Genomic DNA, 16562 nt, shown 5'->3' with positions numbered 1-16562 from the left:
GACGCTCGATCCGCCCGGTCGAGCACCGGGCGGTGCGGCACACCCCGGGCTTCAGGCGGCCGCTACCCGGGCGAGCGCGGCGGCCGTCGCCTCCGGTTCGGTGATCATGAGATCGTGGCCGGTGTCGATATCCCACAGTCGGCCCTGCGCGCGGGCCCGGGCGATCAGGTCCGGGTCGCGGGTCGCCAGCGTTGCGGTACAGACGATGTGGAATTGCGTTATGGCCCAGAGCTTTTCCTCGTCACGCAGGTCGAGGGCATCCTCGAAGCACCGCCACGGATGTTCGCTCAACCGCGAGGCCATCCAGGCGATATCGGCCGGGTCGGTGATGCCGTAGAGCATCCCGGAATTCTCGTCGGGCGCCAGGACGAGTTCCACACCGTCGACGACCCGGCCCAGCGGCCGGACCGCCTCGATGATCGGACCGGCCACATCGCGCAGCGACTGCCCGTTGGCCGGGGTCGCGGCATCCAGATAGACGAGTTTGCCCACCCGGCCGTGCGCACGGTCGGCGGCACCGGTCACGACCATCCCGCCGTAACTGTGCCCGACCAGGATCACTTCGGTCAGATCCTCGTGGTGCAGGAGCGCGGCGATATCCTCGATATGGGTATCGAGCCCGATACCGGGACCGACCAGATGCGCGCGATCGGCCAGGCCCGACAGCGTCGGCGCGTACACCTCGTGCCCGGCGGATCGCAGCAACCGCGCGACCCGCTGATAGCACCAACCACCGTGCCCGCCACCGTGTACCAGCACATATGTCGCCATATCACGCTCCAAAACATCATTTTCGAATTCGGAGAATATCAATTCCATCAGGTCGGCCGGGACGGAACCGCACGAACCGGCGCGCTCCCCGGACGGGCGGGCCGGTCCGCCGTCCGGACCCGAGTGCCGGAGCATTCCGGGACAGCGACCGGCCCGTTCCGGATTCCGGAACGGGCCGGGAAATGCGGCAGCGGACCTACGGCGTGGTCGGTCTGCAGGCCGGGTGCTCCGGCGGGCACGGCGACAGAATGGTCGAGAAGTACTGGAAGGCGGCGAAGACGGCGACCGGGCCACCGATCAGGAAGGCGCCGATGATGCCACCCGCGGCACCCAGCGTCGCGGCGCCCGCCACACAACCGCCGATCGTCGCGCCGACGAACGGCACCAGCAGCAACGCGATCGGGCTGGATACCAGCGCACCGGTCGCGGCGCCCAGCACACAGCCGATACTGCCACCGAGTACGGCGCCGATCGCGCCCGCGATGGCAGCGCTCATGGTCGCGCGCTGGGTGAACACGCCCAGTGCCTGCATATCCCGCGGCGTGAACTGTTCGGCGATCTCCTTCCCCGCCTGTTCCGGGGTGACGACCGGCGCGTGCACCGGCGCCACCGGCACCCCACCGGACCGCTGCGGGGTCAGCACCGCGGTACCGCCCTCGATACGCGCCGCAATGGGGAACGCGAGATCGTCCGTGCGATAGGTCAGCGGCACCGTGGTCAGCGGGGTGTCGTCGACGGCTTTCAGGATGAGCTGGTCACCCGCCACCTGCCAGCTGCCGTTCGTCTCGACCACCGCGGTATCACCTTCCCGGGTGATCTCGTAGGTGAGTTCCCGGGGTGCGGGCGCGGGTTGCGCATCGGCCGGGCCGGCCGCCGCGCCGAGGGACGCCACCGCTATCGCGGCCGTCGCTACGCTGATTCGGATTTTCATGATGTGTCCTCATCACTCGATTCGAGGTGGGCCGCCGACGCCGGATCGCGCGGCGGACATCTGGGAGGTGTCGTTCACCGGCCGGCGGTGTCGACGAGATCACCGGCGAGCACCCAGCGGTCCCCTTCGAACCGCTGGATCCGCATGGCCTCCACGGGGAATCCGTCACCGGGCCCGGTGCTCAGGGTGATACCGGGCAGCAGCAGATCGATCGCGATATCGTCGAGCGAACGCATGGCGTCGCGCAGTCCCTCGCGGGTCTTACAGGACGCGGCGTCGAACGTCTTGTGGAAACTCTGCGCCATCGCCCAGCCCACCAGCGTGTATCCGTCGGTAGGGTCGGCACCGGGCGCGTACCGGGCCACTTTGTCCCGGTACAGCTTCATTCCGGAATCCGCGGCCCACTGCGGATCGGCCGGATCCTTCACGAACACCGAGCTGACGACGTTCTGGACATTGGGCAGGCCGACCGGGGTGAGCACGCTCATGGTGCTGGAGACCTGGGTGAGGATGTGCAGCGGATTCCATTCGGGGTTGCGCGCGTCGGCCGCGAGGGTCTGCGCGGCGAACTTCGGCGTGGCGAAGTTCAGCAGCACATCGGCTTTCGAACCGGCCAGGTTGCGCAGCTGCGGTTCCACGGTGGGATCGGTGACCTCGTAGCTCTGTTCGGCGACCACCCGTACGCCACTGCCGGCTGTTGCCTCGACGAAACTGGCGAGCAGATCCTTGCCGAAATCGTCGTTCTGGTAGAGCACGGCGACGGTCGCGTCCGGCTCCTGCTCCTGCACATACCGGGCGAAGACCCGGCCCTCGGCCCGGTAGCTGGGCTGCCATCCGATGGTCCACGGATGCGCGTCACCCACACCCCATTGCGTGGCACCACCGGCGACGAAGATCTGCGGGACCTCGCGCTGGTTCAGGTAATCCCAGACGGCGGCCGAGGTCGGGGTCCCGAGCGTCGACAGCACCGCGAAGACCTGGTCCTGTTCCACCAGGCGCCGGGTCTCCTCCACTGTCTTCGGTGGTTGGTAACCGTCGTCGCGCAGCAGGTACTCGACCTCGCGCCCGTCGATCCCGCCCTGTTCGGCGTTGACGTAATCGAAGTACGCCCGCATCCCCTTCGGGAGCTCGGCGTAGGCCGACGCCGGCCCGGACAGCGGGAACACTCCGCCGAGTCTCATACCCGTATCGGTGAGCCCCGTGGTCTGCTGCCCCTGGCAATCGCCGGAGGCGACGGCAGCGCCGTGCTCCGTGCGGTTCCCGCAGCCGACGACCGCGAACAGTACCGCGGCCGCGGCGGCCACCGCCCGTATCGCTCTAGTGCGCATGGGTTCTTCCTTTCCTCACTCGGTATCCGAGCCAGTGCGCCGCCCGGCCGACGAGTCCGGCCGCTCCATTCGGCGCGAGGTACATGACCGCGATGATCAGTAGTCCGAAGATCACTCCGGGCGCGGCCTGGTTGACGTCCTGGGCGAAACTCGGGACGTACATGACGAACAGACCCCCCAGCAGCGGCCCCCACTGCCCACCGAGACCGCCGACGACCAGGCCCGCGAGCAGCGTGATGGACAGGGTGAGGGTGAACGAATCCGGTGAGACGTACCCGATCACCCAGATGTGGACGCAGCCCGCGGCCCCGGCGAACATGGCGCCCCAGGCGAAGGCCAGGGTTTTGTAGAACGCGGGCCGTACGCCGGTCACCTCGGCCGCGATCTCGTTGTCCCGCACCGCGTGCAATGCCCGGCCGACCCGGGACCGGAGCAGACCCGCGACCAGCAGGAAGCTCACCGCGGCGACGGCCAGCGCCAGGAAGTACAGCCATTGGTCCTCGGCCAGGCCGGTCCAGGCCGGCGGCCGCGGTTTGTCCAGGGTCAGGCCCATGGACCCCCCGGTCACCGATTCGAATCGTTTGAGCAGGGGTACCAGGAAGATGGCGATCGCCAGCGTGACCAGGGCCAGATACAGGCCCCGCAACCGCAGCGCCGGGATCCCGAGCAAGATACCGAGCACGAAGGACACCGCCGCCGCGACCGGAAGGGTCAGCGGGTAGGGCAGATCCCAGCGATCCATCATGATCGCCGCGGTGTAGGCACCGACCGCGAAGAACGCGCCGTGCCCCAGCGATATCTGGCCGGTATGCCCCACCAGCAGGTTCAGGCCGAGCAACGCGACCGCGTAGACCATGGCGAGCGACAGCTGGAAAGTATGGAAGGGGGCCAGTTCGAAGGGGGCCCAGCACGCGAGGACCAGCAGAACCGCCGCGGCGATCCATGATGCCCCGATCCGCCGCGGCCGGATCCGGCGGGCGCGCGCGGCGGCCCCGTCCGGTGGTGGGAGTGTGTGGTCCGGGGCCACGGTCGAGTTCCGGATTCGCATATCGCTCATACCCTTTCCACCGCCGCGGTGCCGAACAGGCCCTGGGGTCGCAGCAGCAGTACGCCGAGGATGATCACCAGCGGTACGCCGATCTTCAGTTCGGTACCGACCACGTCGAGGTAGGCGCCGGCCAGCGTTTCCGCGACGCCGACGATCAATCCCCCGGCCACGGCGCCACCGGGGCTGTCGAACCCGCCGAGCGTGGCCGCCGCGAAGGCATAGATGAGAACCCCGCCCATCATGTTGGGTTCCAGGAACAGCAGCGGCGCCGACAGGACGCCCGATACCGCGCCGACCGCGGCGGCCAGCCCCCAGCCGAGGGCCAGAATCGTGCCCACGCCGATCCCCACCAGCCGCGCCGATTGCGGATTCGCGGCGACCGCCCGCATGGCCAGGCCGATCCGGGTGTAGCGGAACAGCAGGTACAGCAGGGCCATCACGACCGCGACGACGCCGAGGATCCCGAGGCTGCCGAATCCGGCGGTCACACCGCCCATGCGCAGCGAACCGTCCGGGAAGGGATCGGGAAACGACTTCAGTTGATACGACCAGATCCAACCCGCGGCGGCGTTCACGAAGAAGAAGAGGCCGACGGTGACGATCACGAGGGTGAGTTCCGGGGCTCCCTCGACCGGCCGGACGACGATCCGTTCGATGAGCATCCCGCCCGCGAAGGATATTGCCACGGTGACCGGTAGCGCCGCCCAGAACGGCATACCGCCGGCCATCAGCTGCCAGGCCAGGAACGCCGAGAACATGGCCAGTTCTCCCTGTGCGAAGTTCACGATTCCGGTGAACCGGTAGATGAGAACGAGGGCCATCGCCATTCCCGCGTAGAGGGCGCCGGCACTGAGGCCCTCGATGATCTGCTGCGCGAATCCGGTCACGGTCGCACCCGGTATCCGAGGTAGGACCGGGCGACCTCGTCGTTGGCCGCGATCTCGGCGGCGTTGCCGGACAGGACGATACGGCCGCTTTCCAGTACGCAGGCGCGCTGCGCGGCGCGCAGCGCCAGCTGAGCATTCTGTTCGACGACGATCACGGTGGTACGTTCCGCTGTATTGACGGACTCGACGATGCGGAAGAGCTCCCGGGTCACCAGTGGCGCGAGTCCCAGCGACGGTTCGTCGAGTAGCAGCAGGCGCGGCCGGGACATGAGGGCGCGGCCGATCGCGAGCATCTGCTGCTGTCCACCGGACAGCCGGCCCGCCGGCTCGCGCAGTTTCTCGCGCAGGATCGGGAAGTAGTCGAAGACCCGGCGCAGATCGGCCTCGATGCCGCCGCGCCGGGAGTAGCCGCCCAGGCGCAGGTTCTCCTCGACGGTCAGCGGAGCGAAGGTGCCGCGTCCCTCGGGGACGTGCGCCACCCCCATCCGGGCCAGTTTCTCCGGCGCCCGGCCCGCCACCTCGGTGCCGGCGAAGACCACCGACCCGCGGACCGGGATCATCCCGCTCAGCGCCCGGAGCAGAGTCGTCTTACCGGCGCCGTTCGGGCCGAGGACGGCGCATACCTCTCCTTCGCCCACCGAGAAGCCGATACCGTGCAGCACCCGCGCAGCGCCGTACCCGGCGGTGAGATCGGTGATCGTGAGAAGCGGTCCGGGGTTCATACGGCGGCTCCCAGATATGCCTCGATCACCACGGGATCGCGCTGGACGATCTCGGGGGCCGCGTCGGCGATCACCCGCCCGAATTCCAGGCAGACGACGCGGTCACAGATTCCCATCACGAAACCCATATGGTGTTCGACCACCAGCACGGTGAGGTCGAAGTCGGCGCGCAGACTCGCGAGCAGCTCGGCGAACTCCCCGACTTCACCGTGGCTGAGCCCGTTGACCGGTTCGTCCAGCAGCAGCAGGCGCGGTCCGGCGGCCAGCGCCCGGGCGAGTTCTATCCGTTTGAGCGTGCCGAAGGGCAGACCCGCCGCGGGGTGTCCGGCGACCTCCCGCAAGTCCAGGCGTTCGAGTAGATCGTCGGCCCGGTCCCGCAGCCTGCGCTCCTCGGATCGGACGGACGGCAGGTACAGGCCCGCGCCGAGGAATCCGGCACGAGCCCGGTGATGAGCCCCCACGAGTACGTTGTCCCGCACGGACATACGGGTGAAGAGCCCGAGATTCTGGAAGGTTCGGGCGATACCGAGCCCGGCCATGAGATCGGGACGTACGGTCAGCAGATCGGTCCCCAGATAGTTCAGAGCCCCCGAGGTCGGGACGCATCGTCTGGTGAGGCAGTTGAAGAGGGTGGTCTTGCCGGCCCCGTTGGGGCCGATCAACCCCACCATCTCCCCGGTGTCCACGCTGAATCCGACATCGTCGAGGGCGGTGATGCCACCGAATCGGATGGTCAGACCGGATATGTCGAGCACAGTTCCTCCGGGTGGGTCGGTCGTCGGCGAATCCCTGTGCGACAGAGCACAGTCCGCTGCTCCGGCTATGGGTCAGGCCAGCGTAAGAGTGACCCGAATGAAACACATCAGCCTCTGCGTCCCAATTATCGGGGACGCAACTGTCCGCGAAGGACAAGCGAGCAGCGGGTAATTTGATACAAATAGCCGTGCGTGTTGACTTTCACGGGCTCGGCGTGGACCATCCGACTATGTCAGCCGGATCACAGACGGTGGAAGATCCACTCCCCGAACGGGTACGCGCCGAACGCGCCCGGATCGTCGGCAGCATCTACCACCGCGCGGAGGAGGTCGCCGAATCGGGCAGCTCCGCCATACTCGCGCAGATCCCCGGCTACGCCGGCCGCGACGGCGAGTTCCGCGCCGACGTCCACGAACAGGTCGCCCGATTGTGCCGCACCGGGCTCGGCGCACTCCTGGGCAAACGCCGGGTCACCGCGGCGGATCTCACCGCCACCCGGCGCGCGGCGGTGCGCCGGGCCCAGGCGGGACTACCGCTGACCGATTACATCACCGCGTTCCGACTCGGCCAGCAGTCGTTCTGGAAATCGCTGGTCTCCCATGCCGGTGACTCCCCGGCGGCCCGGGAGGCGACACTGTCGATGGTGCTGCCGCTGACCCGGTACTGCGATCTGGTGAGCACCCAGGCCACCCACGCCTATCTGGAGTATCAACAGCACCAGTCGGCCGAGGCCGGACGCGATGGCCGCGACCTGCTGGAATATCTGCTCGCCGGGACCGTGCCCGACCGCGGACCGCTGTTGGCGACGGCGGCCGCGCACGGTATCGGACCGGCCGGCACCGAACGCCTCGTCGTCGTCACCGGGACAGTGCGCGGCACTCGGGACCCTCACGCCGGCCGGCCCTCCGAAACCGAGGCACCACATCTGGTCTCGGCCGCGCTGGCGCGGACCGCGGTCAACGGATATCGCACGCTGGCGGTCGTGCGCGACCCCGGCGCCCCCGACCCCGAAATCGTCGCCGTCGCCGGGCTCGGCCGCACCGGAACCATCGAGGAACTGTGCGCCCGGCTCCGGCGCACCCACGATTCCCTCGCCGGCGAGGGGATCCCGACCGCCCTCGGTATCAGCACCGTCACCACCGGGATCGGATATCTGCCCCGCGCGTGGCAGGAGGCCCGGACCGCGCTCGAGCTGCTCCCCGGCGACGGCGGCGTACTGGCGCTGCCGGAGCTCAGCCCCTTCCGGTATCTGGTGCTGAGCTCCGGGGAGACTGCGCGCAATCTCGTCGACCCGCGGATCGCCCGGACGCTCACCGACGATCAGGCCAAAGGCGCCGTTCTGGCGAATACGATCCGCGCCTTCGTCGCCGCCGATATGAACCTGCGCGAGGCCGCCGACGCCCTGCGTATCCATCACAACACCGCCAAGTACCGGCTGCGGCGGATCCAGCAGCTCACCGGCCGCAATATCCGCAGTGTCACCGACCTGGTGGAACTGCTGGTCGCCATCGAACTCCGGGCCACCACCCGGCGGGCCGGCCGCGAACTCTGAGACCCGAACCGTCCACGCGGCACCGCGCGTACGGCCGGCACCGCTCGATTCCGGCCCGATGACGGGGTCGGCGACCACCGCCGAGACCGGTCTCCGGGCAGCCCGCACAGCGGCCGGCAGCCGGTCCGGACACGCCCGGCGGTTCGTCCACATCGCACGCGAGCGCCTGGGTATCATCTCTGGCCAGAAGCGAAAGGTGCGCTGGCCGAGCCCTTTCGAGCAGGGAACTCATTATCGTCGGCCGATAGCCGTGCCCATGGAGCGGGCACACGAGCTCAGGGGGTACTCCGAGTGACAGGGCCGACCCGGCTGCAGCAGGTGAACAGACACGGCCGGCACGCCGCCGCCGATTCCAGTGGGTCCCGGATCCCGATCTACACGGCGGAATTCGCCGCCGATCCGCACGGTTTCTATCAGCGGATGCGCGCCCGGTACGGCGCGCTGGCGCCGGTGGACCTGGCGCCGGGTGTGCCGGCGACCCTGGTTCTCGGCTACCGCACCGCCGCGCGCATTCTCGCCGATCCCACCCATTTCCCGGCCGACCCGCGCGCCTGGCAACAGAAGGCACCCGCCGGCCTGCCCATCGTCGCGATGATGCGGTACCGGCCGAACGCGTTGCGGACCACCGACTCCGAACACGAGCGCTACCGTGCCGTCACGGCAACGGCGCTGGCGGGAGTCGATCCGAACTCGTTGCGCTCGGTGATCGCGCGAGCCGCGGTCGGCCTGATCAACGAATTCTGCGCCGACGGTGACGCCGACCTGATCGACCGATACGCCACGCCGCTGGTGTTCCGGGTACTCGGCGAACTGGCCGGCTGCCCACTGCCTCTCGCCGACCGCCTGGTCCCGGCGCTCACCGCCATGTTCGATATGCGCAACGACGAGGACGCCGTCACCGCCGCCGAAACCACGCTGGCCGAACTCGTCGCGACGAAACGCGCCGAACCCGGGGACGACCTCACCTCCCGGCTCATCGGGCACCCGGCGCAATTGTCCGACGAAGAACTCGTCGATCAGCTACTCGCCGTCTACCAGGCCGGAATCGAACCGGCCCGCGATCTCGTCGCCAATACCCTGCTGCTGATACTCACCGACCCGCGGTTCACGGTCAACCAGGTGGGTTTCGCACCGCCGACGCGGGCCGCGTTGGAGGAGGTGCTGGCCACCGATCCACCCCTGGCACATCACAGCATCGTCTATCCCCCGCTCCCGGTGCTCATCGAGGATGTGTGGCTGCCGGCCGATCAACCGGTACTCGTCAGTCCCGCGGCCTGTCACGACGACCCCGAGCGAACCGTGGGCCATCACCCGCCCCACGATACGAACCTGGCCTGGGGTGCGGGACTGCACGCTTGCCCGGCGCAGGCCCGTTCGATCACCTACCTACTCGTCGAAGAGGCCGTGGACCAGCTGCTGGACGCGCTACCGGACCTGCACCCGGAGTTCGGTCCCGACGAACCGGTCTGGCGGCCGAACCCCTTCCGGCGCGCCCTCACCGCACTCCGGGTCACCTTCCCCCCGATCCGGGGCATTCCGGTCTTCTGAGCCGACGCGCCCTGGTTCACCGGGCGTCCCGCTGGTCCGCGCCACTCGACGGGCCGTCCGGAGCCTGCCGAACCGTACGGACCGATACCGGTCGGCGCCGATGGTCCCAGGCCGGACGCACTCCCGGTACCGCATCCTCGACCACGTACGACGCGCGCGTCGATATCGGTGCGCCCGGGCGGCTCACATAGGGCAGCACCCGGAAATCGGTGCGCCACAGCTGTTCGTCCACCTCGACCCGGGCGTATCCGCGTTGCGCGTTGAAGAACTTCAGATCGGGATCGGCCGCGAGCAGTTCGACTCCGCGCCCCCCGATATCGATCCCGTCGCCACCGCTGGTGATCGAGGTACCGGTGAATTCCGCCGCCACCACCGGTGTCCGCGGATCGGCCGGATCGGCCCGCAGATCGGCGGCGTAGTTCTCGTGCCGGTCGCCGGTGATCACCACCAGATTGCGCACCGACCGTGCGGCCGCGGCCAGTACCGCGGCGCGCTCGGCGGGATAGCCGTCCCAGGTGTCCTCGGAGAGCAGGACTCCCGGTGCCGCGGCATGATGGGTGCGGCCGAGCACCACCTGATTACCGAGGATCTGCCAGCGAGCCGGCGATTTCGTGAAACCGCCGACCAGCCACTCCCGTTGAGACGCACCGAGAATCGAGTCGCCGCGCCGGAACTGGCGAGTATCGAGCATGGTGATCTCGGCCAACTCACCGAATCGGTAGCGACGGTGCAACCGGATCCGCGGCCCGGACGGCAACTGGGCCAGGCGCAGCGGCTGATGCTCGTACATCGCCTGGAACGCCGCCGCCCGGCGGGCCCGGAAAATCGGTGCCACGAGATCGCGATCCACGGATGCGCCCGGGGTGTCGCCGGCCCAGTCGTCGGCGAGTTCGTGATCATCCATGGTGATCAGCCACGGAAAGGCGGCATGTGCGCGCCGTAGCGCCGGATCGGATTTGTACCACGCGTAGTGCATTCGATAGCCGTCGAGGTCCCGGGGTTCGTGCCGTGATCCCGGTTCGACGGTGGTGCCGCTGCGGCCGCGGGCGATCGGATACTCGTAGAGGTAATCACCCAGATGCACGACGAGGTCGAGGTCCTCGCGGGCCATATGGTCGTACGCCGTGTAATGACCGTCGTTCCATGCCTGGCAGGACGCGAAAGCGAAGCGCAATCGACGGGGCCGGTGTCCGGGCGCCGGTGCGGTACAGGTCCGGCCGACCGGGGAGAACGCCGATCCGGCCCGGAAACGGTAGTAATACCAGCGCGCGGGTTCCAGACCACCGACTTCCGGATGTACCGAATGCCCCAGCGCGCGATCAGCGAGCACCGAACCGCGGCGCACCACCCGGCGGAACTGCTCATCGTGCGCGACCTCGTAGTCGACGGTCACCGGTTCGCGATTCATCCCGCCCGATCCGTCCGGGGCGCCGGGATCGGGCGCCAACCTCGTCCAGAGGACCACCCCGTCCGGTGTGGGGTCGCCCGAAGCCACACCCAGGGTGAACGGGTCACCGAGTCGCCGCGGCGCCCGGAACCGCGCGCTACCCGCCGCGGTGGTCCCGGCGAACAGCACGGCCGCCGCGGCGCCACCGGCCAGGAAACGCCTGCGCGTGATGTCCATGTTCCATGGATCCCGCACTCGGCTGACCACCCCGTGGCCCCCGGATGACGCCCCGATGACCATCGGACGAGCGTTGCCGGAGCCGCTCGGACAGGGACCGGGCGGCCACCGGAGCGAAGCGACTCGTACGTCGTGTAAGGTGACCGTATTCGCCGGTTCGCGGCATCCTCCACGCAGCTCCGAAACCTCAGAGTTATGTGTAACCGTCGGTTACACATAACTTGCCCGCTCATCCGGCCCGGGCGCAGGCCCGGCTCAGCCCTCGGAGTCCACTCGAACCAGGGCATCCAGCGGCATCGAGAACGGATACCCGCCGTCTGCGGAATCGACGGCTTCGATCACCGCGCGCCCTTCATCGGGTTCGACCTCACGCACAACGAACCGCGACCCACCGGACGCACCGATTCGCACCGTATCGCCGACTTCGATCATCCCCGGATGATAATCGAACGTGCGTGCGAAACCGCTGACCACCGCGCCGCGGCCCGGCCGTGTCGCGCCCACGACCGATCGTCACGAGCGCACGCACCCCGGCGGATATGATGCCGGCCTCCGGATCATCGCCGGGACTACGACCCGGCGGACCGGATTCACGGAGACCTACGTCCTCGATACCCACGCATACCGGACCGAGTAGCGGCATCCGCCCGCCGTCCCCGACCCGGAACGCGATATCGCGACAGCAGAACGCGTTGCCACCCACGGAATCGGCCCACGCACGGCGGATCCGGCTAGTACGGTATAGCCACCGCATTGCTGCGGGGTCAACGGGAGCGGTGGGAAAGGCGGGGCAGGATATGTTCGATCCGGTATCTTCGTCGACCGGAGTTGTTCCGTCGCAGGCTGATATGCCCGCTTCGGCACCGCGTGCCGGACAACTACCGAGGTACCTCCGCCGGCTGCGCCTCGATGCCACGCCGTTGCTGACGAACGGTCCACTCGGCGAGTCGCCCGTCGGCGGCGCTCCGGCGGCGTCGAATGCCGACGCTCCGACGCTGGCGGCCCGCTACCGCAGCGCCGAGCCGATCGACTGGGAAGGGACGCCGGTCCACCCGCTCTACAGCGAACAGTTGCCCACCGCGGCAGCGGCACTCACGATCACGCTGCTGTCGGCCACCCCACCGGCCGGACTGACCGGCGTCGGCATCGGCCTGTCGATGGTCGACGGGTACATCGGTATCGACCAGCGGCGATTGGCCGGTGTCGATATCTGGCGCGACGCCCTGGAGCGCGGAATCACCTTCGATCTGTCCGCGACCGCCCCCGGTGCGCTCTTCGCGCTGACTCCGGTCTGGGCAGACGCCGCGGGTGAACCGCGATCATGGTCCGGGAACTACGGAATCGTCGTCGAACGCACCGATAACGACCGCACCGTGCTGTGGTGCAGTATGGGCGAGGGGCCGCCCCATTTCGCTGATCTGGTGGTGGAAGTCCGCAGCACCGCACTGGATCCGCATCCGCGTCTGTTCACTCCGGGAGCCGTTGTCGTGCCGTCGGTCTCGGTGCCCACCGGCCCATCGGAGGCCGGGCACGCGGCGATTCCGCGTCCGGCCGTCGCGGGCACATCCGCCGCACCGACCGCCGGCCCGCGACGGCACGGGGCGTGGCCCGGCGGGGTCCCCGAAGCTCCGGTGGAAGACGCCGTCGAACCGGAGGGTTATCCGTGCAGTCTCGCGGACCTGGTCCTGCGCACTCGACACGCCGAGGAACCCGATCTCCTCGTCGAATCCCCGGACAGCCCGGACGAATTCCTCGACTACTCGTCCCTCTTCGACGACCCGGTAGCCGATGATCTACCCGAGCTCGAGGACTCCGATCCGGCGACCCTGCTCACCGGTCCGGATCAGTGGTACACCCGGACACTGGAAGAGGTCGCGGACCGAGACCTCGCCGGGGTCCACGGCTGGGCCGCGGCCCCGGACCAGACCGGCCTCGTCCCGGTGATCAGCGGCGAAGACCTGCCGGATTACGGCCCGGAGCCGCCCCGGATATCGCTCACCGGCGACAGCCGGACTGTATTCCCACTGCCCGCCGCCTATTTCGCCGCTCCGCGCGCCGCACGCTACGAACTGCCGGACGAATCCACCACCGCGAGCCTGTCGGTGGCCGATACCGTCGCCGACGGTTCGCTCGCACCGCAACCCACCGTCGGGAGTGAGCCCACCCCGGAGAGCCCGGATCGGCTGCACAGTCGCGGTGCCGCCTGTCACGCGGGCGGCGACGACGAGCAGGCTGCGCGGTTGTGGGCCGAAGCCGCCCACGCCGGACATCTCGGCGCCACCTATGACCTGGGCGAACTCTATTACCGGCACGACGAGCTGGAGGCCGCCGAACGGTGGTGGCGGGTGGCGGCCGGGCGCCGGCAGATCCAGGCCATGGCCGGCCTCGCCGATCTGCTGGAACACCGTGGCGCGATACCCGAGGCGCGGATGTGGCGCACCCAGGCCGTCGCCGAAGAGGTGATCGCCAACGCCGCCCAGACCACGGACTCGTACGCACTACCGACCGCGGAGCTGTGACCAGCGGCTACACAACGTTTTTTCGAACAGCGATCATTTTCGGCGACCTCGGTGGTCAAAGGTGGTGAATCTTCCGGCAGGTCACCCCTTGACCTGAACCATTGTCGAGGTTGTTGAGTTCATGACTATGGAAACCCCCCGGCGAACCGTCGCCGAACCCGCGGACCGTCTCGATCTCAGCGACCGTACGGTCCGGACCTTCGCGCATCTACTGGTGAACGTCCTCCTGGTGTCTTTCGTCAACTACACGGTCTGGTTCGGCATCACATTCTTCGTATACCTGGAGACCCGTTCGGTATTCGCCACCGGAATGATCGCCGGGATCTTCCTGGTCGCCATGGCCGGTACCGGAGTGTGGTTCGGCAGTATCGTCGACCACCACCGCAAGAAGAGCGTGATGCAGGTATCCGCCCTGGTCTCGCTGGGGATCTACACGCTCGCGCTGGCCTGCTACGCGATCACCCCGGCGGAGGTATGGCGAGACCCGGCGAGTGTACGGCTGTGGATGTTCGTAGTCCTCGTGATGACCGGCGTGATCGCCGGAAGTCTGCGCACGATCGCGCTACCCACCATGGTGACCGCCATGTTCGACGAACGGGTCCGCGACCGGGCCAACGGACTGGTCGGAACGACGACCGGTGTCTCCCATCTGATCACCTCGGTGGCCAGCGCCCTGCTGGTGGGGTGGAACGGCATGCTGGGTGTGCTGATCCTGGCCGTTGTCGTACCGGCCGTCGCGGTGGCGCACCTGCGCGGATTGACACTGCCGGAGTCGCTGGCCCAGGCCGCGGCCGCGGGTGAACCCCAGCGCGTCGACCTGCGCGGAACCGTCCGCGTCGTCCGTTCGATACCCGGGATGGTCCCGCTCATCGTCTTCTCCGCGCTGAACAATCTGTTGTTCGGCGGGCTCATGGCACTGATGGATCCCTACGCGTTGTCGATGATGTCGGTACAGATCTGGGGCGTCGTCTGGGGCGTGCTCAGCGGCGTGATGATCATCGGCGGCCTCCTGGTGGCACGCACCGGAACCTCCTCGAACCCGGTGCGCTTGATCCTGCTGATCAATCTCGCGCTGTGGGCGGTGATGCTGGTGTTCCCGATCCAGGACTCCGCGCTGCTGCTGATCGGTGGAATGGCCGTCTTCATGATGCTCATGCCCTTCGCGGAGGCGGCCGAGCAGACGGTACTGCAGAAGGTCGTGCCCTATCAGCGACAGGGCCGGGTCTTCGGATTCGCCCAGAGCGTCGAACAGGCGGCATCGCCGCTGACCGCCTTCCTGCTCAGCCCGCTGACCCAGTTCTTCTTCATCCCGTTCATGACCGACGGGTCCGGCGCGCGCTGGATCGGTGGCTGGTTCGGCACCGGCGAAGCCCGCGGTATGGCGCTGGTATTCGTACTGCTCGGCATTCTGGGTCTGCTGTTCACCGGTTTCGCACTGGGGAGCAGTTACTACCGGCGCTTGAGCCGGAGTTATCGCGAAGGCGGCGCGACGGCCGGGCAAACCGCGGGCAGTGCGCGACCCGTCGGGGAGATCGGGTCCGGGAAAGATTCGGACCCGGCGGCGGCCACCGCGGATCCGAGCACCGAACTGTGCCCCCAGGCGGCGGGATAGGTCCCGGGACGTGGCGAACTCCGTACCGGGCCCGGCGATCGCACCGGCCCGGACACGAAAATCGGTGGACCGGCCGAGACGGCCCGCCTAGAGTGTGCCGATATGGGAACTCTGTGCAACGGGGTGTGCGCGATCGGCGCGTACTACCTCCGGCCGCGCACGGCAGCTCGGACTCTGCCGGTGCACCCCGCACTCCGCTGATCCGGCCGAACCGTCCCCTTCGCGGGACCGTTCGGCCGTGAATCGGCGTCGGCTCCATCGAGCCGGCGCCGTCGCGACCACGCGACGCGTTCGCGCGCCGCCTGCTGCCCCGGCACGGGTCCGGGCGAATCAGCCTCTTTCGATTCGGCCCACTCCTCGGAGGACCCCCATGTCCCGCACTGCCCCGGGTCCGCGTGCCCGCGTATCCGCGACCCGCAAGCGGCTGTCCCAGAATTTCCTCACCGACCCCCGGATCGCCCGCCGTATCGTGCGGGCCTCCGGTATCGGCCGCGACGATCTCGTCCTGGAGATAGGGCCCGGTGACGGTATGCTCACCCGCCATCTCCTGCCCGCGGCCGCGCGCGTGGTCGCCTACGAGAAGGATCCGCACTACGCCCGCCGACTCGCTGTGCGCTATTCCGGCGATCGGCGTATCCAGGTGCGGAACCAGGATTTCCGTACGGTCACCGCACCGCGGGAACCGTTCGCCGTCGTGGCCAACATCCCGTTCGCGGTCAGTACCGATATTCTGCGCTGGTGCCTGGCCGCGCCGCGACTCACCTCGGCCACCCTGCTCACCCAGTACGAGTTCGCGCGTAAACACAGCGGCGACTACGGGCGGTGGACCAAACTCACTGTTACGCACTGGCCGGAATCGGTATTCGCGCTCGGCGCGCGGATCGACCGCCGGGAATTCTTTCCGGTCCCCCGGGTCGACGGCGCGATCCTGCAGATAATCCGGCGTCCCGCTCCGCTGCTGCCGGCCGGCGAACGCGCCCGGTACCGACACACGGTGGAACTGGGTTTCTCCGGACTCGGCGGTTCACTCGCCGCCTCGCTGCGCCGCGCGCACTCCGCACGCCGGGTGAACTCGGCCTGCGCGGCCGCCGGGATAGCGAACGATGTTCCCGTGGGCCTGGTACCGCCGGACGCGTGGCTCGTCCTCTATCGACAGCTGCACGAAACGGATCCGGCCGGCCCCGGAGCCGGTACGCCGGGTCGCTGACCCGGGCACGACGACGGGGACGAACCCGCGCTGGATTCGTCCCCGTCGCCCTGGGCG

At 68.6% G+C, this 16562-nt stretch carries 14 protein-coding genes; 5 read left to right on the top strand and 9 right to left on the bottom strand.

The window, feature by feature from the left end; translation table 11 throughout:
• Window positions 1-51: 51 nt before the first annotated feature.
• The 7 genes from ACWEWT_RS00775 to ACWEWT_RS00745 form a co-directional block, all read right to left on the bottom strand.
• Complete coding sequence (locus ACWEWT_RS00775) at window positions 52-771, bottom strand: alpha/beta fold hydrolase (RefSeq protein WP_452554775.1); 720 nt, start codon at window positions 769-771, stop codon at window positions 52-54.
• A 196-nt stretch (window positions 772-967) separates the two neighbouring features.
• On the bottom strand, window positions 968-1702 hold the full coding sequence (locus tag ACWEWT_RS00770; RefSeq protein WP_452554773.1) for a hypothetical protein: 735 nt from the start codon (window positions 1700-1702) through the stop codon (window positions 968-970).
• A 74-nt stretch (window positions 1703-1776) separates the two neighbouring features.
• Window positions 1777-3030 (bottom strand): ABC transporter substrate-binding protein, encoded by a 1254-nt coding sequence (locus ACWEWT_RS00765; RefSeq protein ID WP_452554771.1) that lies wholly within the window; start codon window positions 3028-3030, stop codon window positions 1777-1779.
• The gene (locus ACWEWT_RS00760) at window positions 3020-4087 is read right to left on the bottom strand and encodes a branched-chain amino acid ABC transporter permease (protein WP_452554770.1); all 1068 of its coding nucleotides are present in this window, start codon (window positions 4085-4087) and stop codon (window positions 3020-3022) included. Before ACWEWT_RS00760 ends, ACWEWT_RS00765 begins: the two co-directional genes overlap by 11 nt.
• A complete protein-coding gene (locus ACWEWT_RS00755; protein ID WP_452554768.1) occupies window positions 4084-4965 on the bottom strand; it encodes a branched-chain amino acid ABC transporter permease in 882 nt (293 codons plus the stop codon). The genes ACWEWT_RS00760 and ACWEWT_RS00755 overlap by 4 nt, the downstream gene beginning before the upstream one ends.
• Entirely contained in the window at window positions 4962-5687 is a 726-nt protein-coding gene (locus ACWEWT_RS00750) for an ABC transporter ATP-binding protein (RefSeq protein ID WP_452554766.1), read from the bottom strand. The genes ACWEWT_RS00755 and ACWEWT_RS00750 overlap by 4 nt, the downstream gene beginning before the upstream one ends.
• The gene (locus tag ACWEWT_RS00745) at window positions 5684-6442 is read right to left on the bottom strand and encodes an ABC transporter ATP-binding protein (protein WP_452554765.1); all 759 of its coding nucleotides are present in this window, start codon (window positions 6440-6442) and stop codon (window positions 5684-5686) included. The genes ACWEWT_RS00750 and ACWEWT_RS00745 overlap by 4 nt, the downstream gene beginning before the upstream one ends.
• A gap of 230 nt (window positions 6443-6672) precedes the next feature.
• Between ACWEWT_RS00745 and ACWEWT_RS00740 the strand changes: the two genes are divergently transcribed.
• A complete protein-coding gene (locus ACWEWT_RS00740; protein WP_452554763.1) occupies window positions 6673-7995 on the top strand; it encodes a PucR family transcriptional regulator in 1323 nt (440 codons plus the stop codon).
• A 291-nt stretch (window positions 7996-8286) separates the two neighbouring features.
• Entirely contained in the window at window positions 8287-9543 is a 1257-nt protein-coding gene (locus tag ACWEWT_RS00735) for a cytochrome P450 (RefSeq protein WP_452554762.1), read from the top strand.
• A 16-nt stretch (window positions 9544-9559) separates the two neighbouring features.
• Here ACWEWT_RS00735 and ACWEWT_RS00730 read toward each other — a convergent pair whose 3' ends face one another.
• Window positions 9560-11167 (bottom strand): alkaline phosphatase D family protein, encoded by a 1608-nt coding sequence (locus ACWEWT_RS00730; RefSeq protein ID WP_452554760.1) that lies wholly within the window; start codon window positions 11165-11167, stop codon window positions 9560-9562.
• Window positions 11168-11422: 255 nt separating this feature from the next.
• Window positions 11423-11599 (bottom strand): hypothetical protein, encoded by a 177-nt coding sequence (locus ACWEWT_RS00725; RefSeq protein WP_452554758.1) that lies wholly within the window; start codon window positions 11597-11599, stop codon window positions 11423-11425.
• Between the two features lie 416 nt (window positions 11600-12015).
• Between ACWEWT_RS00725 and ACWEWT_RS00720 the strand changes: the two genes are divergently transcribed.
• The 3 genes from ACWEWT_RS00720 to erm all read left to right on the top strand — a co-directional run bounded on the left by ACWEWT_RS00720 (window position 12016) and on the right by erm (window position 16505).
• The gene (locus ACWEWT_RS00720) at window positions 12016-13686 is read left to right on the top strand and encodes a hypothetical protein (protein ID WP_452554756.1); all 1671 of its coding nucleotides are present in this window, start codon (window positions 12016-12018) and stop codon (window positions 13684-13686) included.
• A gap of 121 nt (window positions 13687-13807) precedes the next feature.
• The gene (locus ACWEWT_RS00715) at window positions 13808-15298 is read left to right on the top strand and encodes an MFS transporter (RefSeq protein ID WP_452554755.1); all 1491 of its coding nucleotides are present in this window, start codon (window positions 13808-13810) and stop codon (window positions 15296-15298) included.
• Window positions 15299-15668: 370 nt separating this feature from the next.
• Entirely contained in the window at window positions 15669-16505 is an 837-nt protein-coding gene (erm, locus tag ACWEWT_RS00710) for a 23S ribosomal RNA methyltransferase Erm (RefSeq protein WP_452554753.1), read from the top strand.
• The last annotated feature ends 57 nt before the right edge of the window (window positions 16506-16562 follow it).

It is taken from the genome of Nocardia sp. NPDC003963 (assembly GCF_053605105.1).
Note: the sequence above shows the minus strand (reverse complement) of the source record. Positions and strands in the feature narration are given on the sequence as shown.